The organism is Tsukamurella sp. DT100 (assembly GCF_049844855.1).
In the GTDB taxonomy this organism is placed as follows: Bacteria; Actinomycetota; Actinomycetes; order Mycobacteriales; family Mycobacteriaceae; genus Tsukamurella.
In genome coordinates this window covers 444,436-466,403 of record NZ_JBNCLV010000001.1, presented here as the reverse complement: position 1 = coordinate 466,403, position 21,968 = coordinate 444,436, and the positions used below count along the sequence as shown (strand labels likewise).

Annotated in this window: 23 protein-coding genes and 1 tRNA gene; 12 read left to right on the top strand and 12 right to left on the bottom strand. The window is 70.2% G+C overall.

From position 1 onward, the window contains the following. Window positions 1-41: 41 nt before the first annotated feature. Window positions 42-587: a pyridoxamine 5'-phosphate oxidase family protein gene (locus ACLQ3K_RS02240; protein WP_425996647.1), complete on the top strand. Its 546-nt coding sequence runs from the start codon at window positions 42-44 to the stop codon at window positions 585-587. A 49-nt stretch (window positions 588-636) separates the two neighbouring features. Here the strand turns inward: ACLQ3K_RS02240 and ACLQ3K_RS02235 are convergent, their stop codons facing one another. Then, on the bottom strand, window positions 637-2,634 hold the full coding sequence (locus ACLQ3K_RS02235) for a hypothetical protein (protein ID WP_425996645.1): 1,998 nt from the start codon (window positions 2,632-2,634) through the stop codon (window positions 637-639). Between the two features lie 208 nt (window positions 2,635-2,842). On the opposite strand from ACLQ3K_RS02235, the gene ACLQ3K_RS02230 reads away from it, so the two are divergent. The 3 genes from ACLQ3K_RS02230 to ACLQ3K_RS02220 all read left to right on the top strand — a co-directional run bounded on the left by ACLQ3K_RS02230 (window position 2,843) and on the right by ACLQ3K_RS02220 (window position 4,875). Next, on the top strand, window positions 2,843-3,664 hold the full coding sequence (locus ACLQ3K_RS02230) for a serine hydrolase domain-containing protein (protein ID WP_336671462.1): 822 nt from the start codon (window positions 2,843-2,845) through the stop codon (window positions 3,662-3,664). Window positions 3,665-3,799: 135 nt separating this feature from the next. Further along, the gene (locus ACLQ3K_RS02225) at window positions 3,800-4,315 is read left to right on the top strand and encodes a DUF3145 domain-containing protein (protein ID WP_068521214.1); all 516 of its coding nucleotides are present in this window, start codon (window positions 3,800-3,802) and stop codon (window positions 4,313-4,315) included. A 140-nt stretch (window positions 4,316-4,455) separates the two neighbouring features. Then, window positions 4,456-4,875 carry a pyridoxamine 5'-phosphate oxidase family protein gene (locus tag ACLQ3K_RS02220; RefSeq protein WP_336671461.1) on the top strand — a complete coding sequence of 140 codons (420 nt, stop codon included), beginning with the start codon at window positions 4,456-4,458 and terminating at the stop codon, window positions 4,873-4,875. 40 nt (window positions 4,876-4,915) lie between these two features. Here ACLQ3K_RS02220 and ACLQ3K_RS02215 read toward each other — a convergent pair whose 3' ends face one another. The 6 genes from ACLQ3K_RS02215 to aceE all read right to left on the bottom strand — a co-directional run bounded on the left by ACLQ3K_RS02215 (window position 4,916) and on the right by aceE (window position 12,351). Then, window positions 4,916-5,278 carry a hypothetical protein gene (locus ACLQ3K_RS02215; protein ID WP_224647671.1) on the bottom strand — a complete coding sequence of 121 codons (363 nt, stop codon included), beginning with the start codon at window positions 5,276-5,278 and terminating at the stop codon, window positions 4,916-4,918. A gap of 188 nt (window positions 5,279-5,466) precedes the next feature. Next, complete coding sequence (locus ACLQ3K_RS02210; RefSeq protein ID WP_374201317.1) at window positions 5,467-6,774, bottom strand: KasA/KasB family beta-ketoacyl-ACP synthase; 1,308 nt, start codon at window positions 6,772-6,774, stop codon at window positions 5,467-5,469. Between the two features lie 4 nt (window positions 6,775-6,778). Continuing rightward, entirely contained in the window at window positions 6,779-7,084 is a 306-nt protein-coding gene (acpM, locus tag ACLQ3K_RS02205) for a meromycolate extension acyl carrier protein AcpM (RefSeq protein WP_068530048.1), read from the bottom strand. A 120-nt stretch (window positions 7,085-7,204) separates the two neighbouring features. Further along, on the bottom strand, window positions 7,205-8,107 hold the full coding sequence (locus ACLQ3K_RS02200) for an ACP S-malonyltransferase (RefSeq protein WP_336671460.1): 903 nt from the start codon (window positions 8,105-8,107) through the stop codon (window positions 7,205-7,207). Window positions 8,108-8,244: 137 nt separating this feature from the next. Further along, the gene (locus ACLQ3K_RS02195; RefSeq protein ID WP_336671459.1) at window positions 8,245-9,534 is read right to left on the bottom strand and encodes a PucR family transcriptional regulator; all 1,290 of its coding nucleotides are present in this window, start codon (window positions 9,532-9,534) and stop codon (window positions 8,245-8,247) included. 6 nt (window positions 9,535-9,540) lie between these two features. Next, window positions 9,541-12,351, bottom strand: coding sequence for a pyruvate dehydrogenase (acetyl-transferring), homodimeric type (gene aceE, locus ACLQ3K_RS02190; protein WP_224647653.1), 2,811 nt, complete (start codon window positions 12,349-12,351; stop codon window positions 9,541-9,543). A 268-nt stretch (window positions 12,352-12,619) separates the two neighbouring features. Here aceE and ACLQ3K_RS02185 point away from each other — a divergent pair, with 268 nt between their 5' ends. From ACLQ3K_RS02185 to ACLQ3K_RS02175, 3 genes are all read left to right on the top strand, one after another. Next, complete coding sequence (locus ACLQ3K_RS02185; RefSeq protein ID WP_224647669.1) at window positions 12,620-13,006, top strand: DUF3052 domain-containing protein; 387 nt, start codon at window positions 12,620-12,622, stop codon at window positions 13,004-13,006. After that, window positions 13,003-13,503 carry a peroxiredoxin gene (locus ACLQ3K_RS02180; protein ID WP_425996639.1) on the top strand — a complete coding sequence of 167 codons (501 nt, stop codon included), beginning with the start codon at window positions 13,003-13,005 and terminating at the stop codon, window positions 13,501-13,503. Before ACLQ3K_RS02185 ends, ACLQ3K_RS02180 begins: the two co-directional genes overlap by 4 nt. Then, window positions 13,494-13,570: transfer RNA gene (locus ACLQ3K_RS02175), tRNA-Val, on the top strand. The genes ACLQ3K_RS02180 and ACLQ3K_RS02175 overlap by 10 nt, the downstream gene beginning before the upstream one ends. Window positions 13,571-13,575: 5 nt before the next feature. Here the strand turns inward: ACLQ3K_RS02175 and ACLQ3K_RS02170 are convergent. Then, window positions 13,576-14,985 carry a dihydrolipoyl dehydrogenase family protein gene (locus tag ACLQ3K_RS02170; protein ID WP_425996637.1) on the bottom strand — a complete coding sequence of 470 codons (1,410 nt, stop codon included), beginning with the start codon at window positions 14,983-14,985 and terminating at the stop codon, window positions 13,576-13,578. A gap of 222 nt (window positions 14,986-15,207) precedes the next feature. Between ACLQ3K_RS02170 and ACLQ3K_RS02165 the strand changes: the two genes are divergently transcribed. From ACLQ3K_RS02165 to ACLQ3K_RS02155, 3 genes are all read left to right on the top strand, one after another. Then, window positions 15,208-15,675: a hypothetical protein gene (locus ACLQ3K_RS02165; protein ID WP_425996635.1), complete on the top strand. Its 468-nt coding sequence runs from the start codon at window positions 15,208-15,210 to the stop codon at window positions 15,673-15,675. Further along, on the top strand, window positions 15,672-15,896 hold the full coding sequence (gene infA / locus ACLQ3K_RS02160; protein WP_224647649.1) for a translation initiation factor IF-1: 225 nt from the start codon (window positions 15,672-15,674) through the stop codon (window positions 15,894-15,896). Before ACLQ3K_RS02165 ends, infA begins: the two co-directional genes overlap by 4 nt. Before the next feature lie 66 nt (window positions 15,897-15,962). After that, the gene (locus tag ACLQ3K_RS02155) at window positions 15,963-16,580 is read left to right on the top strand and encodes a glyoxalase (protein ID WP_425996633.1); all 618 of its coding nucleotides are present in this window, start codon (window positions 15,963-15,965) and stop codon (window positions 16,578-16,580) included. Between the two features lie 2 nt (window positions 16,581-16,582). Here the strand turns inward: ACLQ3K_RS02155 and ACLQ3K_RS02150 are convergent, their stop codons facing one another. Both ACLQ3K_RS02150 and ACLQ3K_RS02145 read right to left on the bottom strand, forming a co-directional pair. Beyond that, window positions 16,583-16,933: a DUF4440 domain-containing protein gene (locus ACLQ3K_RS02150; protein ID WP_425996631.1), complete on the bottom strand. Its 351-nt coding sequence runs from the start codon at window positions 16,931-16,933 to the stop codon at window positions 16,583-16,585. 104 nt (window positions 16,934-17,037) lie between these two features. Next, window positions 17,038-19,131, bottom strand: a complete 2,094-nt coding sequence (locus tag ACLQ3K_RS02145; RefSeq protein ID WP_425996629.1) for an MMPL family transporter — start codon at window positions 19,129-19,131, stop codon at window positions 17,038-17,040. Window positions 19,132-19,235: 104 nt separating this feature from the next. On the opposite strand from ACLQ3K_RS02145, the gene ACLQ3K_RS02140 reads away from it, so the two are divergent. Both ACLQ3K_RS02140 and ACLQ3K_RS02135 read left to right on the top strand, forming a co-directional pair. After that, on the top strand, window positions 19,236-19,703 hold the full coding sequence (locus ACLQ3K_RS02140; protein ID WP_068521185.1) for a MarR family winged helix-turn-helix transcriptional regulator: 468 nt from the start codon (window positions 19,236-19,238) through the stop codon (window positions 19,701-19,703). Beyond that, window positions 19,703-20,635: a cobalamin biosynthesis protein gene (locus ACLQ3K_RS02135; RefSeq protein WP_425996627.1), complete on the top strand. Its 933-nt coding sequence runs from the start codon at window positions 19,703-19,705 to the stop codon at window positions 20,633-20,635. Before ACLQ3K_RS02140 ends, ACLQ3K_RS02135 begins: the two co-directional genes overlap by 1 nt. Here the strand turns inward: ACLQ3K_RS02135 and ACLQ3K_RS02130 are convergent. Both ACLQ3K_RS02130 and ACLQ3K_RS02125 read right to left on the bottom strand, forming a co-directional pair. Next, on the bottom strand, window positions 20,574-21,443 hold the full coding sequence (locus ACLQ3K_RS02130) for an SURF1 family protein (protein WP_425996625.1): 870 nt from the start codon (window positions 21,441-21,443) through the stop codon (window positions 20,574-20,576). The genes ACLQ3K_RS02135 and ACLQ3K_RS02130 overlap by 62 nt on opposite strands. Beyond that, entirely contained in the window at window positions 21,436-21,906 is a 471-nt protein-coding gene (locus ACLQ3K_RS02125; RefSeq protein ID WP_425996623.1) for a low molecular weight protein-tyrosine-phosphatase, read from the bottom strand. The genes ACLQ3K_RS02130 and ACLQ3K_RS02125 overlap by 8 nt, the downstream gene beginning before the upstream one ends. Window positions 21,907-21,968 lie beyond the last annotated feature (62 nt).

Here is a 21,968-nt window from a genome sequence, read left to right as displayed (position 1 = left end):
TCGATTGGGGTGACGGGGCCGCCGGCGCGATACTGGGGTGCATGGCGACGCAGTACGACCAGATCAGCGATCGGCTCCAGCAGTTCATCGAGGGGCAGCAGATGTTCTTCGTGGGCACCGCGGCGCCCGACGGGCGGGTCAACGTGTCCCCGAAGGGACTCGATTCTCTGCGCGTGCTCGGCCCGAACCGCGTGGCCTGGCTCAACGGCACGGGGAGCGGTAACGAGACCGCGGCACACCTGCTGCGGAACCCGCGGATCACCGTGATGTTCTGCGCCTTCGAGGGCAAACCACTCATCCTGCGCCTCTACGGCACGGCGCGGGCCGTCCACGACGGTGACGCGGACTGGGACGGGCTGATCGCGCTGTTCCCGCCGATGCGCGGCGCCCGCAACGTCTTCGACGTGACCGTCGACCTCGTGCAGACCTCGTGTGGCTTCGGTGTGCCGCTCTACGAGTACGACGGGCAACGCACGCTCATGGACTCGTGGGCCGAGAACAAGGGCGACGAGGGCATCGAGCGGTACCACCGCGAGCGCAACACCCACAGTATCGACGGCTTCCCGACCGGAATCCCCGTGCGGTAGAACGATCATCGGCCCGGAGGGACACCGGGCCGATGACCGAGTCCGCGGGTTACGCGGCCTTGTCCGCGCCAGCGTCGGTGCTGCCGGAGTCCTGGGTGCCCGAGTCCGAACTCGTCACCGTATCTGTGCTCGACGGTGCCGTCGCGGTTTCCGTCGCTGTCTCCGTGGTCGGCGCCTCGGGAGCCGTCACGGGGTCCGCTGCAGGAGGCTCGGGTGCCGGGTCCTCTGCCGATGGTGCGGGGTCGGGCGCCGGGGTCTGAGTGATCGGCGTGGACTTGCCGTCGTCACCCTTGTCCTTGCCCTTGTCGCCCTGGAGCCTTGCCAGCAGGTCGGGCAACGGCTCGCCGCCCTTGTCGAGGCTGTGGTCGCCGCCGGTCTCGGGCACGGTGACCTTCGACGAGGTGTCGGAGACCGCCTCCTGCCCGGTCGCGGCGAAGGTCGCCGACCGCGCAGCCGCATTCGAGTCCGCGGCGGACTGCGCAGGGGCACCGGGCAGACCCGCGGTCTGCTCGGACAGGGTCTTCGAGAAGTCCAGGAGCGACGACGCCGAACCATTGATGAACGGCCCGTACTGGCTGGTGGCGAAGTCGGACAGCGGCTGGAGCGTGACCGCCGAGATCGCCTGGTAGACGGGGCCGAACGCCGTCATCACGGGCTTGATGAAGGCGTCGATGCCGAGGAGCTGGGTCAGCGAGCTGACGCCGAGCGGCGAGGTGACGCCGGTGATGATCTGGCTCAGCGGATCCGTCGGCAGGATCCCGGGCGGGATCAGGCCCGCGCTGGAGTTGGGGCCGGTCTGGCTGCCGACCTGGAGGAGGTTGTCGGAGAAGAGTTTGACGCCGAAGAGCGACGGCGACGTGAGTCCGGCACCCTCGACGCCGAAGTTGAAGCCACCCAGGCCGTAGAGGATCGGGAGGGGAACGCCCAGTGGGTTCTGGAGCAGAAGCAGGTTCTGGCCGTTGTTGACGTTGATCCCGTTGGTGCCGACGTAGTTGCCCGTCGTCACGTTGATGTTGGTGAACCCGACCGGCAGGATCGTGTTGACGTTCGTCATTGTGAGGCCGATAGGGGAGTAGACGCCGTTCTGCGTGGGCAGCAGCACGTTCGCGCCGAGCACGCCGGCCTTCGCGAGGCCGAGCGGAAGCTCCACGCCGGCCGCACCGATCGGCACTGACACCACGGTCTCCGAGCCGCCGAGCCATCCCGGGATCTTCAGCGCCGCGGTGGGAGCTGCGCCCCAGAAGCCCGCCTTGGCGCCGAGGGGGAAGGTGTACGTGCCGTCGGCCTGTGGCAGCCAGACGGTGCCCGAGGGGAGGCTACCCTCGGGGAGGATGTTCACCGGCCCGAGCGTGAGGCCGGGCAGCCCGGGGAGCGTCGGAAGGGTGAACTCCTTGATGGCCAGCCCGCTCGGGGTCTGGACGAAGGTGTTGAGGACGTTGGTCGTGCCGCTCAGCTGCAGGAGTTTCCACGCGTAGGAGCTGGTGTACTTGCTCTGAGTGGCGGTGAGGCCGTCCACGATTTCGCTCAGCGCAGGGAGTCGGTCGATGTAGGGGCCGATGACCGGGAGGCCGAGCGCACCGTCGAGCACCGTCGCGGCGCCGTTGAGGAGCGCGCCGCCCGGCATCGATGTGGGCAGGATCTTCGACAGGTCGAGCTGCGAGCCGCCGGGGAGAACGACGTTCGGCACCACGCCGGGCACTCCGGTCGGCAGGTTCAGGCCCGCGATGTTGCGGAGGACGGCCGGAAGGCTCGAGATCTTGGTGACGTCGACCTTGTTGTACGACGAGCCGAAGGTCGGCAGGATGCCGCCGGTCTGGCCCGCGATCGGGTTCCAGACCGAGCCGGCGCTGTTGGTGACGTTGTTCGAGGCGTTGAGGAAGTTGTCCAGCGCGTGCGAGTAGTCGCTGATCGCCTTGCTGTAGTCGGGCGCGGCCGCCTGCGCCGGGGCGCTCATCAGGCCGACGGCCGCAGTGGCGCCGACGGCGGTCGCGGCGACGGCGGTGCGCTTGGCGGCCAGTTTCGAGGCCTTGCGATGCTTCGCACTCATGGTGGGAGGTTCCTCTCGGACGAAATGCAGATGCCGCAATCGCGCATCCACGGTGAGAATAAGAGTGTTGAAGCCTGAAAGAACTTCCTTTGCGCTACAGCAAATATCCGGAGTTCTGTGTCACCGATTCGACGCTCTGCTATTGACCGAATCTAAGGTCCTCGACGGCGTCGCGATAGGGTCTGGGGGAACGATCGAAGGGATTCGGATGAGCCTCGCGGAACTGTCGGAATGGCCGGTCGGCACGGCCGCCGGTGCGCTCCTGCGCACGGATGGGGCGGGCACCGTCGAGACCCATGGGGGCCTGGATCGGCAATACGAATTGGCTTCCGTCACCAAACTTCTCGTGGCCTACGGCGTCCTTGTCGCGATCGAGGAGGAGGCGATCGACCTCCGGCAGCCGGCCGGACCGGAGGGCAGCACCGTCGAGCATCTCCTGGCGCACGCGTCGGGCGTCGCGTTCGATTCCCCCGACGTCGTGGCTCCGCCGGCAACGCAGCGCATCTACAGCTCGTACGGATACGAGCTCCTGGCCGATCTGATCGAAAAGGAAGCCGGAATCGCATTTCCCGAGTACCTCGGCGAGGCCGTCTTCGAGCCCCTGGGGATGGTGAACTCGGAGCTCGCGGGGCCGGCCGGGCACGGCGCCCGGTCCACGGTGTCCGATCTGGCGCGGTTCGCCGCGGAGGTCGCCGCGCCCACGCTGCTCGACCCGGGCACCGTCGACCGTGCGCGCGGCGTCCACTTCCCGGGCCTGCCGGGCTTCGTGCCCGGCTACGGGAAGTTCGCGAACAACACCTGGGGGCTCGGCTTCGAGGTGAAGGGCGACAAGCGGGCGCACTGGACGGGTACGCGGAACTCGCCGCGGACCGTCGGGCACTTCGGACAGGCGGGAACCTTCCTGTGGATCGACCCCGATCTGCAGCTCGCCGCGGTCGTCCTCACCGACCGGCCCTTCGGCGCCTGGGCCAAGCCGCTGTGGTCCGAGTTCAACGATCGGCTGATTTCTCAGGAACTTCAAGGCGAGTAACTGGCGCAACACGCGCATCATGGTGCACAATGGCTTCATAACTACATCGATGTGATAAAGCGCAGCTGGTAGCCGGCACGTTTCGACAGGTGGCTTGGGGAAGACGTCCTCGTCGAAACGAAGAAGGTGGCAACCATGCAGCAGCTGAGTCAGTTTGCAGAGGTGACGACGGGAGTCGTGTGGATCCACGCCGCACCTGCTGCACTGTGCCCGCACGTGGAGTGGGCACTGTCGAGGACCCTCGACGCCCGGGCCACCCTCAAGTGGTCCGCGCAGGAGGCCGTCCCCGGCATGCAGCGTGCCGTCGTCGACTGGGTGGGCCCGGTCGGCAGCGGTGCGCGGATGGCGAACACCCTGAGGGAGTGGAACTCCCTCAGGTTCGAGGTCACCGAGGACCCCTCCGAGGGGGTCGACGGTGAGCGGTTCTGCTACGCCCCGGGTCTGGGGCTGTGGCGCGGCACCATGAGCGCGTCCGGCGACACCCTGCTGGGCGAGGCGCAGCTGCGCTCGATGATGCTCGACCAGGGTCCCGAGGGCCTGCAGACGTCCCTCGACTCGCTCCTGGGCACCGCCTGGGACGAGGCCCTCGAGCCCTTCCGCATGGGCGGCCAGGGCGCTGAGGTCACCTGGCTGTCCCAGGCCGTCGGCTGAGACCTGCCTGAAACCCGGCCCTGGCGGGCGAGCGCGGCGCTGTGGCGACGGCGCCCCGCCGGGACCGGGACACGGGTGAGGATTCCCCTGCGATTCCTCGAGCGCGAAAAGTTGTCGGCCCGATCTGCCACCATCGGGACATGGCACTCTCCACGTCTGAGAAGCAGGAATTCCTCGCACAACCTCACGTCGCGGCGTTCTCCGTCGCCGAACCCGGTCGCGGGCCGCTCACCGTGCCCGTCTGGTACGCCTACGAGCCGGGCGGAAAGCCCTGGATCACCATCGGTCCCGGGTCCCGCAAGGCGACGGCGCTCGCTGCGGCCGGCCGGTTCTCGCTGATGGTCGACACGGTCGAGCCGCGCACGATGTACGTGAGCGTCGAGGGAGCGGTCGCCGAATCGCGGCCGTCGACCGACGAGGAGGTCCGGGCGATGGCGGCCCGCTACCTCTCCGGCCCCGCGCTCGACGGCTACCTCGAGTTCGCCTTCGGCCAGCTGGGGGAGCACCTCACCGTGGTCCTCGAGCCCGAGCACTGGCTCGGCGCCGACCTCACGATGTGATCGCCCGACGGTGCCGGGGCCGCCGGCACCGTCGGTGCGTTCAGTACTTGACCCAGCGCGCCGTCGTGGGCGCGCTGCTGCAGGTGACCCGCACCCAGTACCACTTCCCGGTGGGCTGGGCGCCGGGCACGATCACCTCGCGAACCGCCTTGCCCGGCAGGGGGAACGGGATGTTGACGGTGTCGAAGTTCCAGCCGGACGGACGCGAGTGGTAGGTGCACCACCCGGCGTCGCCGTACGTCTGATTCCGGACGATCACCCGGGCGCCGGCCCACGTGGCGACCGGATTGCTGAACGTCACGGTCGTCCAGGCGTTGGCGACGCCGGAGCCGACGACGCCGGCGGCGGGAACGAGTGCGAGGGCGGCGGCCGTGGCGGCCAGACGCTTGGCGGAGGTGTTCATGGGCTTGTCCTTCTGATTCGGGGAGTGCTTGCCGGATCAGAATGGCGGTGCCCCAGGCGCGTTGACACGCGTAGCGGACTACTCGACCTGCAGGGACGGTGCCCTGCGGACTACTCGATCGGCACCGTCGGGACATGCGAAACCGGCCGCCGAGGAGATCCTCGACGACCGGCTTCTGGAGAGAAGTTTCAGTACTTGCCGAACGCCAGCGCCACGTTGTGGCCGCCGAATCCGAAGGAGTTGTTCAGCGCGTAGGAGATGTCGCCCGTGCGGGCGGAACCGTGGACCACGTCCAGCTCGATCTCCGGATCCTGGTTCTCCAGGTTCAGGGTGGGCGGGATGATCCCGTCGCGGATCGAGAGTACGGTCAGTGCGGCTTCGAGAGCACCCACGGCGCCGATGGAGTGGCCCAGCGCGCCCTTGGGCGCGTAGATCGCGGCGTCCGTGCCGACGACGGCGTTGATGGCCTTCGCCTCCGCGGCGTCGCCGATCGGCGTTGCCGTGGCGTGCGCGTTGATGAAGTCGATGTCGGAGCGGGACAGGCCGGCGGTCTCCATCGCCCTCTTCATCGCGCGGGCGGCGCCGCCGCCCTCCACGTCGGGGGAGACCATGTGATAGCCGTCGGAGGTGATGCCGGCGCCGAGCAGCCGCGCGATCGGCTTCGCGCCGCGCGCCAGGGCGTGCTCCTCGGTCTCGATGATCATGAGGGCCTGCGCCTCGCCGAAGACGAAGCCGTCGCGGTCCTTGTCGAACGGACGCGAAGCGGCCTGCGGGTCGTCGTTGCGGGTCGACAGTGCGCGCATCATCGCGAAGGACGCGATGGGCGGCGAGTCGATCCGGCCCTCCACGCCACCGCAGACCGCGATGTCGGCATCGCCGAGCACGATCTGGCGCCAGGCGTGCGCGATGGCCTCGTTGCCCGTCGAACAGGCCGAGACCGGCGCGATGGCACCCGCGCGGGCACCGATCTCCAATGCCGAGACGGCGCACGCGCCGTTCGGCATGGACATCTGCACGGCGAACGGCGAGACCTTGCGGACACCGTGATCGCGCAGCGCGTCCACGGCCTCCACCATCGTCTCGCCGCCGCCGAGCCCGGTGCCGACGACCGCCGCGAGGCGCGTCGGGTCGACATCCGGGCGTCCGGCGCCGTCCCACAGCCGCTTGGTCATCACGTGGGAGACCTGCTCGACGTAGGACATGCGCCGCTTCGACACATGCTGCTTGCTGATGTCCCCGGCGTACTGGCGGTCGGGCCGCTCCGGTACGTCGTCCGACGGGTCCGACAGCAGCTGGCCGCCGAACCGCACCGGCAGATCGGGGATCTGCACGCCGATGAAATCTCCCTCGAGCGGACGGATGCCGCTCTTACCCTCGAGCAGACCCTGCCAAGTGGAGTCGGTATCGACGCCGATCGACGTGGTCAGCTCGATGGCGGTGACGACGACACTCGGGAAGTCGCCACCGCGCGTCGAGAAATTCCTCAGCGAAGGCAAGGGCTTACTTGCCCTTCTCGGCCTCGTACTTGCCCTTGAGCTCGGCAGCGAGATCAGCGTTCTCGGCCTCGAGCTTCTGGATGTACGCGACGGCGTCGCCGACGGTCTTCAGGCCCGCGAGGTCCTCGTCCGGCACCTTGACGCCGTACTTGTCCTCGAGCTGCACGGCGATCTCGACCATCGACAGCGAGTCGATGTCCAGGTCGTCGATGAACGCCTTGTCCAGGGTGACCTCGGAGGGCTCGATGCCGGTGACCTCTTCGATGATCTCGGCGATGGCGGCGACGATTTCGTCCTGGCTGGTGGCCACAGTGGGTCCCTTTCCTTGTGTGACCCGACCCGCGATTTCGCGGAGACGGGAGTCTATCCGTGCGACGACGGGCGTCGCGGGGTTCGACGGTGCCGGGCGGCCCGTCGGGTGGTCTTCTCGCTACTGCGCGGGGGCGAGCAGCTCGGTGAGGTCGGCCGGGGTCTTGACGGCGACCTGCGGCACACCCTTGAGCTCGCGCTTGGCGATGCCCACGAGGGCCCCGGCCGGGGGCAGCTCCACGACCATCGAGACCTCGGCCTCGCGCATGGTGGCGGTGCACAGGTCCCAGCGGACCGGGCGGGTTACCTGCGCGACGATCTGCGCCAGGGCGGCCTCGCCGGACGTGACGGGCTTGCCGTCGCGGTTCGAGAGCAGCGTCAGCTGCGGGTCGCGCGGGGTGATGGCCTGCGCGGCGGCCGCAACGGCCTCCTGTGCGGGGGCCATGAACTCGGTGTGGAAGGCGCCGGCCACGGCGAGCGGGCGCAGGCGCGCCTTCTCGGGGGCGTTGTCGGCGAGCTTCTGCAGGTTCTCGACGGTGCCCGCGGCCACGATCTGCCCGGAGGCGTTCATGTTGGCGGGGATCAGGTCGAAGGACTCGAGCGTGGCGAGCACGTCCGCCTCGTCGCCGCCGAGGACGGCGGTCATCGAGGTGGGGACCAGGGCGCACGCGGCGGCCATGGCGCGGCCGCGGATGGCGGCCAGGCGCACGGCGTCGTCGGCCGTGATGACACCGGCGACGGCGGCGGCGGCGAGCTCACCGACGGAGTGGCCGGCGACGACCGTGTCCGAGGGCTGCGTGCCCATCTGCTCGAAGGCGAGCAGTGCGGCGGCGACCACGAGGGGCTGAGTCACGGCGGTGTCCGTGATCTCGTCGGCCTCGGCGATGGTGCCGAGGCGGACCAGGTCGAGATCGGCGATCTCGGACCAAGCGCGCAGGCGCTCCACGGCAGAAGGCTGATCGAGCCATGCGGTCAGCATGCCGGGCTTCTGGGAACCCTGTCCGGGTGCGAGCAGTGCAATCACGTGTACCAGGAAACACCCCGGGAACCTGAAAAGAAGGTGTTGGAGCCTGAGAACCTGGCTCAATGAATTTGTGGGGTTTCCACAAAAGTGCTGCTCAGCGAGTCCTGCCTGTTACCAGAGTGTTATGTGTGACTGGATTAGCTCAGCGAGATGTCTGTGATCCGCGTCATAGCGGCGGGGGTGAAGCGGTCAGGATTCGCTGCCGCGAGACGCCCGATCGTCGCTGCCACACGCAACACGAAGGCGTCGCGCGGGTCCTGCGGGTCCCGCCCGGTGATCTCGGCGATCTTCTTCAAGCGGTACCGCACCGTGTTGGGGTGGACGAACAGCTCGCGGGCGCACGATTCGACCGCGCCGCCGGAGTCCAGATAGGCGTCCAGCGTGTCCGACAGGGCGGATCCGGCCTCTTCGAGGGGTTTCACCAGGAGCTCGTAGAGGGTGCGGCCGGCGTGCGTGTCGCCGATCAGCGCGCGCTCGGGCAGGAGCTCCCAGCTGTGCACCGGACGCGGCGCGCCGGGCCAGCCGGCGACGGCGTTGACGCCCGCGATGGCCTCGACCGCCGAGGCGTGGGCGTCCTCCAGCGTCGGCGTGGTGTGGCCGATCACCACGGGACCGTCGGCGAAGTGGAGCATGAGGGCGTCCGCGAAGGGGTCCCCTGTCGTGACGGCACCGCTGACGATGACCACCAATTTGGTGCCTTGTACAACGGCGAGCGCCGACCGGCCGTGCGATCGGGCGGTGTCGTGGACCGATCCCGCGACGGAGACGTTCTGGTCCGGCGGCGGATTGCCGACGATGACGGTGGCCGACGCCACCGGGTCCCAGTTCAGCGCCGCGGCGCGGGAGAGCAGGTTGGCGCCGGTGTCGCCGCGGACCACCGCGTCGACCACCAGCGCCTCCATCCGCGAGTCCCACGCGCCCCGGGCCTCGGCGGCCGAGGCGTAGATCGACGCGGCGCCGAAGCCGATCTCCCGGCCGTACCGCAGGACGGCCTCGGTGAGCGCGATGAGCTGGTCCTCGTTGCGGGCCAGCAGCGGCAGCCAGCGCTCGAAGAACTCCATCGCCACGCGGACCATCTCCACGGTCTGCAGGAGCGAGACCTTGCGGGCCAGGTCCTGCGGCACCGTCTGGAAGGAGGCGACCGTGTACTCGACGTTGCTCGGGTTCTCGATCCACTCGGCGAAGTTGACCACCGCCGTCTGCACGACCAGCTGGATCGACGCCCGCTGACTGGCCTCCAGGTCCGCGAAGTACGGGAGCTGCTCCTCCATGGAGCGCACCGCCTCCGTCGCGACGCGGCCCGAGTACTGGCGAATCCTGGCGAGGATCGCTTCGGGCAGCACGTCGCGAGGCTCGGGACGCTTCCGGTTGAAGCTCCCCTTCCCCGGCTTCCCGGGGAGGGGGAACGAGCCCGTATCAGCGGTCATGAAGTCCTAGGCTACGCCGGGGTCCGACGTCTGCTTCGGGGCGGCGAGCACGTCGTCGATCCGGTACCGCTTCGCGGCGTCCGCGGCGACCGAGAAATCGAGTGCTCCGTCCCGGGCGAGCCCCAGGAGAACGCCCACGACGATCGACTCGGCGTCCACGTTGAAGTACCGCCGGGCCGCCGGGCGGGTGTCCGAGAAGCCGAAGCCGTCGGTGCCCAGGGTGACGTAGGTGCCGGGCACCCACTGCCGGATGAGGTCCTGCGTGCCGCGCATGAAGTCGGACGCCGCGATCGTCGGGCCCTCGGTGCCGCCGAGGATCTTGGTGACGTGCGGGGTGCGGAACTCGGCGCCCGGGTCGCGCAGCGCCGCCTTCTCCGACTCGATGCCGTCGCGCGACAGTTCGACCCAGCTGGTCACCGAGAACACCGATGCGGAGACGCCCCACTCCTCGGCCAGCATCTGCTGGGCCTTGAGCGCGTCGGGCATCGTGACGCCGGAGGCGAGGATGTTCGCCTTCTTCTCGTGCGCGGTGTCGGCGGGCTTGAACAGGTACAGGCCCTTGAGCAGACCGTCGACGTCCAGGTTCTCCGGCTCCGCCGGCTGGTGGATCGGCTCGTTGTAGACGGTGATGTAGTAGTAGATGTTCTCCGGGTTCTCCCCGTACATCCGCCGCAGGCCGTCGATCACGATGTGCGCCAGCTCGTAGGCGAACGCGGGGTCGTAGGCGACGACCGCCGGGTTGGTCGACGCGAGCACGTGGCTGTGGCCGTCGGCGTGCTGCAGGCCCTCACCGGTCAGTGTGGTGCGGCCGGCGGTGGCGCCGAGCACGAAGCCGCGGGCCATCTGGTCGGCGGCCGCCCACAGGCCGTCGCCCGTGCGCTGGAAGCCGAACATCGAGTAGAAGATGTACAGCGGGATCATCGGCACGTCGTGCGTGGCATATGAGGTACCCACCGCGGTGAACGACGCGGTCGAGCCGGCCTCGTTGATGCCCTCGTGCAGGATCACGCCCTGCGGGTTCTCCTTGTACGCGAGCATCAGCTGTGCGTCGACGGCCGTGTACGTCTGGCCGAGGCGGTTGTAGATCTTCAGCGTGGGGAACCAGCTGTCCATACCGAAGGTGCGCGCCTCGTCGGGGATGATCGGGACGATCCGCGGGCCCACCTCCTTATCGCGCAGCAGCTCCTTGAAGATGCGCACCACGGCCTGCGTGGTCGCGACCTCCTGCTTGCCCGAGCCCTTGAGCATCACCTTCACCGCGTCGATGCCGGGGGTCTGGAGAACCTGGGCCTGCGTGCGGCGGGTCGGCAGGAAGCCGCCGAGCTGCTTGCGGCGATCCAGCATGTACTGGATCTCCTTCGACTCCGGTCCCGGGTTGTAGTACGGCGGGAGGTAGGGGTCCTTCTCGAGCTCGGCGTCCGAGATCGGGATCCGCAGGTGATCGCGGAAGCCCTTGAGGTCGTCGAGGGTGAGCTTCTTCATCTGGTGCGTGGCGTTGCGGCCCTCGAAGTTGTGGCCCAGGCCGAAGCCCTTGACGGTGTGCGCCAGGATCACCGTCGGCTGGCCCTTGTGCTCCATCGCCGACTTGTAGGCCGCGTACAGCTTGCGGTAGTCGTGGCCGCCGCGGCGCAGGCCCCAGATCTGCTCGTCGGTCATGTCCTGGACCAGTTCCTTGGTCCGCGGGTCGCGGCCGAAGAAGTGCTCACGCACGAACGCGCCGTCGTTCGCCTTGAAGGTCTGGTAGTCACCGTCGGGCGTGTTGTTCATGATGTTGACGAGGGCGCCGTCGCGGTCCTTGTGCAGCAACTCGTCCCACTCGCGGCCCCAGATCACCTTGATCACGTTCCAGCCGGCGCCGCGGAAGAAGGACTCGAGCTCCTGGATGATCTTGCCGTTGCCGCGGACGGGCCCGTCGAGGCGCTGCAGGTTGCAGTTCACGACGAAGGTGAGGTTGTCGAGCCCCTCGGTCGCGGCGATCTGGATCTGGCCGCGCGATTCGGGCTCGTCCATCTCGCCGTCGCCGAGGAACGCCCAGACGTGCTGGTCGGACGTGTCCTTGATGCCGCGGTCGTGCAGGTAGTGGTTGAACCGCGCCTGCTGGATGGCGTTCATCGGGCCGAGGCCCATCGACACCGTCGGGAACTCCCAGAAGTTCGACAGCAGCCGGGGGTGCGGGTAGGAGGGGAGGCCCTTGCCTTTGTCCTCGTGCGACTTCTCCTGGCGGAAGCCGTCGAGGCGCTCCGCGGGGATGCGGCCCTCGAGGAAGGCGCGGGCGTAGATGCCGGGGGAGGCGTGGCCCTGGATGAAGACCTGGTCGCCGCCGCCGGGGTGCTCCTTGCCGCGGAAGAAGTGGTTGAAGCCCACCTCGTACAGCGACGCCGCGCCGGCGTACGTCGAGATGTGGCCGCCGACGCCGACGCCGGGCCGCTGCGCGCGGTGCACCATGATCGCGGCGTTCCACCGGATGTAGGCGCGGTAGCGGCGCTCGATCTCCTCGTCGCCCGGGAACCAGGGCTCGAGATCGGTGGGGATGGTGTTGACGTAGTCGGTCGACGTGAGCGACGGGATGGAGACGCGCTGCTCGCTCGCGCGCTCGAGCAGGCGCAGCATCAGGTAGCGGGCGCGGGCGGGGCCGTGGGTCGCGATCAGATCGTCGAAGGACTCGATCCACTCGCCGGTCTCGTCCGGATCGATGTCCGGGAGATACGACGCCACCCCCTCGCGAATCACGCGGACGCGGTCCGGGCGACCGTCGTTCGACGGTGCGGGACCCTCTCCTGAGGCGGGTGCCGGGGTGGTGGCGATCGAGTCTGTCACTGGTGCTCCTCACGGGTCGCGAAGGCGGTGCGTAGGTCTGCGGTGTGTCGCAGATCCCATCCTGCCGCATTCGAAAGTTACTCGACAGTCGTATTCCGCGTGGTGGAATTCGCCAGGTCTGCAGCGCGAGTTCGGCGTACCCCGCTTGCGCGCACGCGCAGGTGCCGTAAGTTGACACCGAACAGCTGTATGCGGGTGGCAACGGGCCGCCCGCGCTGACGCGAGGAGGCTCCCACCGGTGTCCACGAATGGGTCATTCGCCCAGAAGATGGGCCTGCAGCCCGGCAACATCGTGCAGGAGATCGGTTGGGACGACGACACCGACGACGACCTGCGCCTTGCCATCGAGGAGCTCACCGGCGCGGAGATGCTCGACGAGGACACCGATGAGGTGATCGACGTGGTCGTGCTGTGGTGGCGCGACGACGACGGGGACCTCGTCGACACCCTCATGGACGTGATCACCCCGCTCTCCGACGACGGCTACGTCTGGGTGCTCAGCCCCAAGACCGGTCAGCCGGGGCACGTGCAGCCCAGCGAGATCGCCGAGGCCGCGCCGACGGCCGGCCTCACGCAGACCTCGTCGACCAATCTCGGCTCCTGGATCGGCTCGCGGCTCGTGCAGCCGAAGTCCGGCCGCGTGGCCAAGAGGTGACATCTCCCCGGCTCGACGGTCCGCTGCAGGTCGGTGCCCAGGCGCCGTCGTTCACGCTGCGCGATCAGAACAACAGGCCCGTCTCGCTGGAGTCCTACCGCGGCCGCAAGAACGTGCTGCTCGTGTTCTTCCCGCTGGCCTTCACGGGCACCTGCGAGAGCGAGCTGGGCGGGATCCGCGATTCCCTCCCGTCGTTCGAGAACGACGATGCCGCCGTTCTCGCCGTCTCCGTGGGCCCGCCGCCCACGCACAAGGTGTGGTCCGGCTCGCAGGGCTACCTGTTCCCGATCCTCTCGGACTTCTGGCCGCACGGCGACGTCGCGAACGCGTACGGCGTGCTCAACGGCAAGAACGGCTACCCGAACCGCGGCACCTTCGTCATCGACCGCGAGGGCGTGATCCGGTTCTCCGAGATGAACGAGCCCGGCGTGCCCCGCGATCAGTCGCTTTGGGAAGACGCCCTCGCTGCGCTATCTTCGACCGGCAAGCGCACATAGCTCAGTTGGTTAGAGTCCCGGTCTTACACACCGGTTGTCGGGGGTTCGAGTCCCTCTGTGCGCACCACGGCCTCACCGGTCCCGGTACGCCTCCAGGAGTCGCAGCCACACCTCGCTGATCGTGGGGTAGGCGGGCACCGCGTGCCACAGCCGCGCGATCGGCACCTCTCCCACCACGGCGATCGTGGCCGCGTGCAGCAGTTCCGCGACCGCGGGACCCACCAGCGTCATGCCGATCACCACACCGCGGGCCTCGTCGACGACCATCCGCGCGCGGCCCGCGTAGCCGTCGGCGTACAGGGTTGCGCCGGCCACCCAGCCGAGGTCGTAGTCGACCACCGCCACGTCCGTGCCGGCCTTCCGCGCCTGCGCCTCCGTGACGCCGATGGCCGCGACCTCCGGCTCGGTGAAGATCACCTGCGGCACCGCGGTGTGGTCCGCCGTCGCGACGTGCGCGCCCCAGGGCGCGTCGTCCACGGCGGCTCCGCGCGCCCGGTCGGCGATCGCGTCGCCGACCGCCCGCGCCTGGTACTTGCCCTGGTGCGTGAGCAGCGCCCGGTGGTTCACATCGCCCGCCGCGTACAGCCAGTCGAAGCCCTCGACCCGCAGCGTGTCGTCCACGGCGAGCCACGACCCGGGCTCCAGCCCGACGGTCTCCAGCCCCAGGTCGACGGTCCGCGGCGTACGCCCGGTGGCCGCGAGCACCTCGTCGGCGACGACGGTCCGCCCGGCCGAGGTCTCGATCGTCACCTCGCCGTCCGCGTGGGTGACCCGGGTCGGGGACTCGCCGGTCACCACCTCCACGCCGAGCGCGCGGAGGCCGTCGCCGACCGCCTCGCCCGCGAAGGGCTCCAGGCCGGTGAGCAACCCGCTGCGCGCGAGCAGCGTCACCTCCGAGCCGAGAGACGCGTACGCCGTGGCCATTTCGGCGGCGACCACGCCGCCGCCGATCACCGCGAGCCGACGCGGAGCGGCCTTCGCGCTGGTGGCCTCGCGGCTGGTCCACGGGCGCGCGGCCCGCAGGCCCGGGATGTCGGGAACGGCCGCATCGGTGCCCGTCGCGAGGACGACGGCGTGCTTCGCGGACAGGGCGGTCTCGGCACCGTCGGGCCCGACGACGGTGACCCGGCGCGGCCCGGAGAGTCGCCCCTGGCCGCGGATCGCGGTGATCCCGGCGTTCGTCGCCCACCGCACCTGCCCGGCGTCGTCCCAGTTCCCGACCACGGCGTCCCGTCGGGCGAAGACCTCCGACGGGTCGAGCGAGGCCTCGCCGGCGAGCGCGCCGCGGACGTGCTGCGCCTCGCGCAGCGCCTGTCCCGGCCGAAGCAGCGCCTTCGACGGCATGCACGCCCAGTAGGAGCACTCACCGCCGAACTTCTCGCTCTCCACCAGCGCGGCGGTCAGCCCGCCCCGCACCGCGCGGTCGGCCACGTTCTCGCCCACCGGCCCGCCGCCGATCACGACCACGTCGAATTCGTCCATGGCGCACCTCCTTCGACCACCGTACGTCCGTCGGCGGCGGGCCCGCGAAAAGGGGATGCGGACGGTCTGGGCCGGCGGATACGCTGGGCGCAACCGTGACAGGACCTGAGGAGGTGAGACCCGTGAACGTTTCACGCATGTGGGTGCTCCCTCCGTTCTCACGGTCGACCTAGGTGTCGCCACCAGGAGCGCCGCACGCAGGCATTCCTGGAAGGCATCACCATGAACGATTCCCCTCTCACTCTCGTGCGCGCCGAGGACGGCGACTGGCTCGCCGTCGACGCCGAACAGCGCACCATCGGCCGGGGCGGCCCCTCGCGGCGGCCCGGACCGGGCACCTTCGTCAGCGTCGACGCCTGGACCGCAGCGGCTTTCGACCTGATCGCCTCCGCGCTCCTCGCCGAGCTGCCGCCACCGCTGCTGACCCTCGTGGCGGACGGCGATCACGACCTGCTCGCCGCGTGGCGCCGGCACGGCTTCGTCGTTCGCCGGCGCGAGACGCTGTATCGCATTCCCCTGGACCCGTCGCCCGCCGTGACCCCGCCCGGGGCGTGGCGGGTGCGCTCCAAGCCCGGGGTCGCCCCCTTCCTCGCGGCGCAGGCCGATCCCGCCGACGGTGCCGCCGTCGCCGTGATCGAGCAGGCCGGCGGTACCGCGGTCGAGACCACCGTCGAGCTGGTGCGGTCATGACCAAGACCTCGCGCGGCATCGAGGCCGCCGGCACCGTCATCGAGGGGCTCCGCGCCGCCACCTTCCGGGTGGAGCTCGACAACGGTCACGTCGTGCTGGCGCACATCAGCGGGAAGATCCGGAAGAACTACATCAAGATCGTCCCGCTCGATCGGGTGCTCGTGGAGATCAGCCCGTACGACCTCAGCCGGGGGCGCATCGTCTTCCGCTACCGGAACTGACGGGCCGGACCGGATCGGTCAGGAATCGAGAAGCAACCCGAATGCGCAGCTCATAGCGTTATCGGCATGACAACCTCGCTCACCACCCCGGTCCGGTCCCTCGCCCTGGAGGCGGCCGACCCGGCCACCGCCCAGGCCTTCTACGACGCCGCGTTCGGCCCCGACCCGCGGCTCCGATCAGCGCCCGCCGTCGGCCCGTCCGCCGGCTTCCGCGGCTTCGTGGTCTCCCTCGTCGTGGCCGATCCCGCCGTCGTGGACTCCTTCGTCGCACCCGCCCTCGCGGCGGGCGCGACGGAGATCAAGCCCGCGCGGAAGTCCTTCTGGGGCTACGGCGCCGTTTTCCGGGCGCCCGACGGCACCGTCTGGAAGATCGCCTCCTCGTCGAAGAAGAACACCGGGGCGCCGCTCCGCACCGTCGACGACGTGGTGCTCCTGCTGGGCGTCGCCGACGTCGCAGCCACCAAGGCCTACTACACCGAGCGCGGGCTCACCGTCGCGAAGAGCCTCGGCCGCAAGTACGTCGAATTCGACGCCGCGCCCGGCGCGGTGAAGCTCGCGCTCTACGGTCGGAAGGCGGCCGCCAAGGACGCAGGGGTCCCGCCCGAGGGGAGCGGCTCCCACCGCCTCCGCATCGACGGCGCCCTCGGCGAGCTCATCGATCCCGACGGCTTCGTCTGGCGGTGAGGTCACTCGGGGACGACGGTGCCCTGGTGGAACCGGAGGAGCGGCCGTGGCGCGGCGGTCTCCCACAGCGACGAATGCCGACTCGTGTGGGCGTCGAGCCGCAGCCGGTACATGACGAGGATCAGCGTGTCGCTCAGATCGCTGAACCGCCACTCGTCGGCAACGGGCGGTTCTGATCGCTCAGGGGATGCGGCGATCGACGCGGCGATGTCGTCGGCGGTCCAGAACCGTCCCGAGCGGCCGATCTCGGCGAAGTCCTCGTGGAGGTACGAACGTACGAGGGCGGCGTCCCGGCGGACGTCCGGCCAGTGCAATTCGACCTCCATCGACTGAATCTGCGCGTGCCGGTCCATCACCCGAGCGTATGCGCATCGAGCTTTCCGGCCGAGCTATGGTGATCCTCGTCGCGGCAGCGGTGGCTGCGAGGTCACTGCGGTCGAGATGTCGGGCCGGTGGGTCAGTCCTTGCCGAGACGCAACGAGCTCGGCCACCACACCGCGCGGCCGACGTCGTGGACGAGAGCCGGCACCAGCAGGGTGCGGACGATCAGGGCGTCGAGCAGGACGCCGAAGGCCACGATGAAGGCGATCTGGGCGAGGAAGATCAGCGGGATGACTGCCAGGGCCGAGAACGTCGCCGCGAGGACCACACCCGCCGAGGTGATGACGCCGCCCGTGACGGTGAGTGCGCGGAGCACGCCCGCCCGAGTTCCGATCGACAGCGCCTCCTCGCGTGCGCGGGTCATCAGGAAGATGTTGTAGTCGATCCCGAGGGCCACCAGGAAGACGAACGCGAACAGCGGCACGACCGGGTCCGCGCCGGGGAAGCCCAAGATGTGGTTGAAGACGATCGACGAGATGCCCAACGTGGCGGCGAACGAGACGATCACGGTGGCCATCAACAGGATCGGCGCGAGGATCGCCCGCAGGAGAAGGCACAGGATCAGCAGCACCACGAGAGTGACCACTGGGATGATCAGGTTGCGATCGTGCAGGGCAGTGGTCCGGGTGTCGAGGTCGACGGCGGTCGGCCCACCCACGAGCGCGTCGGCAGCGCCCACGCCCCGGACCGCGTCGCGCAGGCGCACCACCGTGTCCTCGGCCGCACGCGAATCGGCCGGGTCGCGCAGGGTCGCGCGGAGTGCGACCCGTCCGTCGACGGTCCTCGGGGCACCGTCGGTGCCGGGGACGACGGCGACGCCCGCGACGCCCTGCGTGCCCGTCGCCGCGGCGCGGACGGGCTCGAGCGCCGCCGCGTTCGCGATGATCACCGCGGGGGAGCCGTCGTCGGCGTCGAAGTGCTCCGACAGCACCTCCTGACCACGCTGCGAGTCGACGGTCACGAGGAATGTGTCCGACTGGGCGACGCCGTCGGCGCGGAACTGCGGCGCGAGGGCGGCGCCCACGAGGAGGAGCAGCGTCGTCGCGACCCAGAACCTCCGCGGATGGCGGCCGATCCGCTCGGCCAGCCCGGCCCAGAACCGGTGCGCCTGCTCGGGCGACTCGTCGGCGCCCTCGTGGAGAACGGGGCGGCGCGGCCAGAAGGCGCCCCGCCCGAGCAGTGCGAGCACCGCGGGTAGGAAGGTCATGGACGCGAGGAAGGACGCGGCGATGCCGATCGCCGCCACCGGCCCCAGGCCGCGGTTCGAGTTGAGGTCCGACAGCAGCAGGCACAGCACGCCCGCGATGACGGTGCCCGCCGACGCCGCGACGGGCTCGAGCGTCGCCCGCCACGCCGCACGCATCGCCGCGAATCTGTCGGCGGTCGTTCCGAGCTCCTCGCGGTAGCGCGCCACCAGGAGCAGTGCGTAGTCCGTGGCGGCGCCGAAGACGAGGATGAAGAGGATGCCCTGGCTCTGCCCGTTGAGGGTGATCGCGCCGTTCGCCGCGAGTGCGTAGATCACGGCGCTGGCGAGCGCGAGGGCGAGGACCGCCGAGACGATCACGACGAAGGGGAGCACGGGGCTGCGGTAGACCGCGACGAGGATGGCGATCACGACGGCCCCGGCGACGAGCAACAGCATGCCGTCGATCCCGCCGAAAGCCTCGGTGAGGTCGGCAGCGGTGCCCGCCGGCCCGGTGACGTAGACGGTCAATCCCTCGGGTACGCCCGTGGCGAGCGCCGCGCGCAGTGCGGTCACGCTATCCGCGACCTCGCCGCCCGCGTCGATGGGAACCACTACCTGGAGCGCACGACCGTCCTGGGAACGGACCGGCGGCGCGACCGCCCGGTCGATTCCGTCGGCGCCGGCGGCGCGGTCGATCGCGGTGGAGACGAGCGCGGTGTCGGCGTCGGTGATGCCGGACGTGCGTTCGACGGCGACGATCGCGGGGATCCGACTGCTGTCGACGAAGGAGGCCTCGAGCTCCGCCACCGCCGTCGTCTCGGCGGAGGCGGGGAGGAACGAGGTGTTGTCGTTCGCCTGGACGTCGCCGAGTTTGCCGGCGAAAGGTCCGCCGACCGAGCCGACGACGAGCCAACCGAGGATCAGGAGCGCCGGGACGAGCCACCGCCATCGCGGGGTCGAGCGGGCGGTGCGCGTCTTCGTCACGGTGACTCGTCTCTCTCGGAGTGCGGGGCATAACGTGTGCATCGGGGCGTGAGGGCGTGCCCGAAAAGCTCAGCCTGCTGATTAAAGCTCAGCCTGCTGAGTAAATGCAACTGTGCGAGGTGAACGAGGTGGCGGACGTGGACGACGGGATCGTGCAGTGGCCGACGGGCCGGCTGCTGTCGATGGCGGCGCGACTCGTCGAGCATGCCTGGGAGGGCGTGCTGCGCGAGTACGACATCTCCAGCGCGGGACTCGTTGTTCTGCACGTGGTCTCGACCGGCCCCGCATCGCAGCGCGACATCGCCCGCGTCGCGCGGGTGACGGATCAGACGGCGAGCCGCACCGTCGAGCGGCTCGAGCGGGTCGGCTACGTCGTCCGCGAGACCGATCCCGGTGACGAGCGACGGAAGGTCGTCACCGCGACCGAAGCGGGCCGCACGGTGTACCTCGAACTCGTGGAGCGAGAGCGCTCGGACCCGTCCCTCATCGCCGCGCTCGGCGAGTCCGAACCGGTCCTCCGCGAGCTTCTCCTCGAGCTCATCGGGAGCCAGCGGGGAACCGGCGGCCATTGATGCGCCGATCGACGGAACTGGGCCTCGGCGTCCTCGCCGACGAGGTGTTCGGCGACCCCCGCCGCTACCACCCCGTCGCGGGCTTCGGCACCGTCGCCGCTGCGCTCGAGCGGAGGATGTACGCGCCGTCGAAGCTGCAGGGCGCCGCCTACACCGCGATCCTCGTGGGTGGCGCCGCCGCGCTCGGGTACGCGGCGCGGAACGTGCCCGGCGCCACCGCCGTCGGCACATGGGCGGTGGTCGGGGGAGCGGGCCTGCGGAAGGTGGGCTCCACGCTGGGCGCCGACCTCGAGCACGGCGACATCGACGGCGCACGCATCCTGCTGCCCAGCCTGTGCGGTCGCGACCCGTCGGTTCTCGACACCGCGGGACTCGCCCGCGCGGCCACCGAGTCCGTCGCCGAGAACACCTCCGACGCGGCCGTCGCGCCGCTGTTCTGGGGCGCCGTCGCGGGCCTGCCCGGCCTGCTCGCGTACCGGGCGGCCAACACCCTCGACGCGATGGTCGGCTACCGCAACGACCGCTACGGCGACTTCGGCTGGGCGTCGGCGCGCCTCGACGACGTGCTCAACTACATCCCCGCGCGGCTCGCGGGCGCGGTCACCGTCGCCCTCGCTCCGGCCGTCGGCGGGGCACCGTCGGATGCGGTCCGGGCGTGGCGGCGGGACGCGGCGAAGCACCCCAGCCCCAACGCGGGGGTGGCGGAGGCGACCGCCGCGGGCGCGCTGGGCCTCCAGCTGGGCGGGCGCACGCAGTACGCGCACGGCGTGGAACTGCGCCCGACCCTCGGCGACGGCCGGGCGCCCGCGCCGCGCGACCTGGCCCGCGCGGCGCGCCTATCGCTCGCGGTGGAGCTGGGCGCCCTGGCCGCTACTGTCCTCGGCGTCCGTACCGGTCGGCGAGCCGCGCGGCGCGCGCGGCCTCGGGCGTGATCTTCGGCGACTCCTCGTCGCCCTCCGCCTCCCCGGGATCCGCCATGCCCGCGTCGAAGACCGCCTTGTCCTCGCGCCGGCGGCGCACCTCCGACCACACGAAGTAGCCGATCGCGAGCGGCGCCATGATGCCGAAGGCGAGCCACTGCAGGCCGTACGAGAGGTACGGGCCCGCGTCGAGCATCGGCAGCGGGATCGGGTCGAGGCCGCCGGGCTGCCCCTCGTCGAGATTGAGGTAGCCGGGCGCGAAGGCAATGCCCTGCGCGGGCCCGATCGCCCCCGGGTCGATGGCGAAGACCTGCAGGTAGCCGGCCTCCGTGCGGGGGCCGCGGGCCGGGTCCGTCTTCTCCGGGGCCCGCACGCGGGCCTGCACCGTCACGGTGCCCGACGGTGGCGGCGCGAACTCGGGCACCACGCCGCCGGTCGGGGTCTGCACGAAACCGCGATCGACGAGATAGGTCGCGCCGTCGTTCGCGGCGAAGGGCACCAGCACCTCGTACGCGGGCTTGCCGTCCTGGTTCCGCAGGCGGGCGAGCGACTGCTTATCGGCGACGTACTGCCCGGTGAGCACGACGCGCCGCCATTCGGCCTCCTTCGGGACCTCGGTGCGGCCGCCGAGGACCTGCGCGGCGGGTACGGGCTCGGCGTTCACCGAGTCGGCGATCTGCTGGTTGCGGTGGCTGGTGGAGGAGTTCTTGCCCAGCTGCCACGGCGCGAGCACCGACCAGCACAGCGCGGTGAAGGCGACGGCCGCGACGGCGAGGGCGATCCACCGCGGCTGGAAGATCACCTTGATCCAGCTAGGCAAGATTCGCTCGCGTCCACTCGAGAAGACCGGGCATCGCGCCCTCGACCTGCGCGAGGGTCGTTCGGAAGTCGTCGTGGTCGCCGTAGTACGGATCGGGCACGCTCTCGTGCGCGGCATCGGGGTCGAAGCTGCGCAGCAGTCGGATCCGCTCGGCGGGCACACCTCGCTGCCGCAGCGGCCCGACGTGGGAGCGGTGCAGCGCCACGACCAGGTCCGCGGCGAGGTGGTCGTCCGTGAGCTCCGCGGCGGTGTGCTCGGTGGGGTAGCCGGCCTCGGCGAGCACGTCCCGCGCGCGCCGGTCCGCGGAGCCGCCCTCGTGCCAGCCGTCGGTGCCGGCGCTGGTGACCCGCACCGCCTCGGCCAGTCCGGCATCGGCGACCGACTGCTCGTAGACGATCTTGGCGATCGGCGAACGGCAGATGTTGCCGGTGCACACGAACGTGACATGCAGCGGAGTACTCACCCCTCCATCTTGCCCGACACGGTGCGGACCAGGCCGCCGCACCCGGCGGACAGGGGCAGAGC

Coding starts and splice junctions, on each gene's coding strand:
- ACLQ3K_RS02165 (WP_425996635.1), top strand. CDS start 15,208: ATGAACGATTCCCCTCTCACTCTCGTGCGCGCCGAGGACGGCGACTGG.
- ACLQ3K_RS02140 (WP_068521185.1), top strand. CDS start 19,236: ATGCAACTGTGCGAGGTGAACGAGGTGGCGGACGTGGACGACGGGATC.
- infA (WP_224647649.1), top strand. CDS start 15,672: ATGACCAAGACCTCGCGCGGCATCGAGGCCGCCGGCACCGTCATCGAG.
- ACLQ3K_RS02155 (WP_425996633.1), top strand. CDS start 15,963: ATGACAACCTCGCTCACCACCCCGGTCCGGTCCCTCGCCCTGGAGGCG.
- ACLQ3K_RS02240 (WP_425996647.1), top strand. CDS start 42: ATGGCGACGCAGTACGACCAGATCAGCGATCGGCTCCAGCAGTTCATC.
- ACLQ3K_RS02135 (WP_425996627.1), top strand. CDS start 19,703: ATGCGCCGATCGACGGAACTGGGCCTCGGCGTCCTCGCCGACGAGGTG.
- ACLQ3K_RS02225 (WP_068521214.1), top strand. CDS start 3,800: ATGCAGCAGCTGAGTCAGTTTGCAGAGGTGACGACGGGAGTCGTGTGG.
- ACLQ3K_RS02150 (WP_425996631.1), bottom strand. CDS start 16,933: ATGGACCGGCACGCGCAGATTCAGTCGATGGAGGTCGAATTGCACTGG.
- ACLQ3K_RS02215 (WP_224647671.1), bottom strand. CDS start 5,278: ATGAACACCTCCGCCAAGCGTCTGGCCGCCACGGCCGCCGCCCTCGCA.
- ACLQ3K_RS02220 (WP_336671461.1), top strand. CDS start 4,456: ATGGCACTCTCCACGTCTGAGAAGCAGGAATTCCTCGCACAACCTCAC.
- ACLQ3K_RS02230 (WP_336671462.1), top strand. CDS start 2,843: ATGAGCCTCGCGGAACTGTCGGAATGGCCGGTCGGCACGGCCGCCGGT.
- ACLQ3K_RS02235 (WP_425996645.1), bottom strand. CDS start 2,634: ATGAGTGCGAAGCATCGCAAGGCCTCGAAACTGGCCGCCAAGCGCACC.
- ACLQ3K_RS02170 (WP_425996637.1), bottom strand. CDS start 14,985: ATGGACGAATTCGACGTGGTCGTGATCGGCGGCGGGCCGGTGGGCGAG.
- ACLQ3K_RS02185 (WP_224647669.1), top strand. CDS start 12,620: ATGGGCCTGCAGCCCGGCAACATCGTGCAGGAGATCGGTTGGGACGAC.
- ACLQ3K_RS02195 (WP_336671459.1), bottom strand. CDS start 9,534: ATGACCGCTGATACGGGCTCGTTCCCCCTCCCCGGGAAGCCGGGGAAG.